The 680-nt window shown below is 47.9% G+C and carries 1 pseudogene; it reads right to left on the reverse strand.

From position 1 onward, the window contains the following. A pseudogene (locus AAC147_RS12140) lies at positions 1-612 on the reverse strand (IS5 family transposase); the annotation flags it as partial. Between the last annotated feature and the right edge of the window lie 68 nt (positions 613-680).

Consider the following 680-nt stretch of genomic DNA (forward strand, 5'->3'; position numbering starts at 1 on the left):
CATATTCTCGTTTCACTTTGCGATTTTTTCGGCCGGGAATTTGCGCTGCCATGCCTTGTTTTTTTGCTTGTTCAACAACGGTATTACTGTCATAGCCCCGATCCGCTAATAAATGTTCTGCATCTATTCCGTCAATCAAGGCCTCAGCTTGTGAGCAATCCGCTGTGGGATCGCTTGTAATAAGCGCTCTGATCGGCATACCATGCGCATCCACGGCCAGATGTATCTTTGTATTGAGCCCCCTTTTGTGCACCCCATATCCTGATTGCCTCCTGCCGCCCCTGCGGCATGGGGATGAACCTTAATATGACTGGCGTCAATCATCAGCCATTCGAAATCGGGTTCAAAGATGAGTTCTTCAAGCAGTCCTTCCCATACGCCTTTGTCCCGCCACCGACAAAAACGGCGATGCGTATTTTTCCAGTCGCCATAATCGGGCGGTAAATCTCGCCAGGGTGCGCCTGTCCGTAAAATCCAGAACACGGCATTAATAAATAATCGATTATCATAAGCAACACGCCCCCAGGCCCCCTTACGCCCCGGTAGGTGAGGTTCAAGCAAACTCCAAATATGATCGGAAATATCGTGACGGCGGTGTGCGGGTATGCTCATGGTTAAGTCATCCATTCATGTAATATAGGGTGATTATTACATGAATTTATTTATGACGACACTATCTA

Source organism: Xenorhabdus sp. NBAII XenSa04 (assembly GCF_963866145.1).
Lineage (GTDB): Bacteria > Pseudomonadota > Gammaproteobacteria > Enterobacterales > Enterobacteriaceae > Xenorhabdus > Xenorhabdus indica.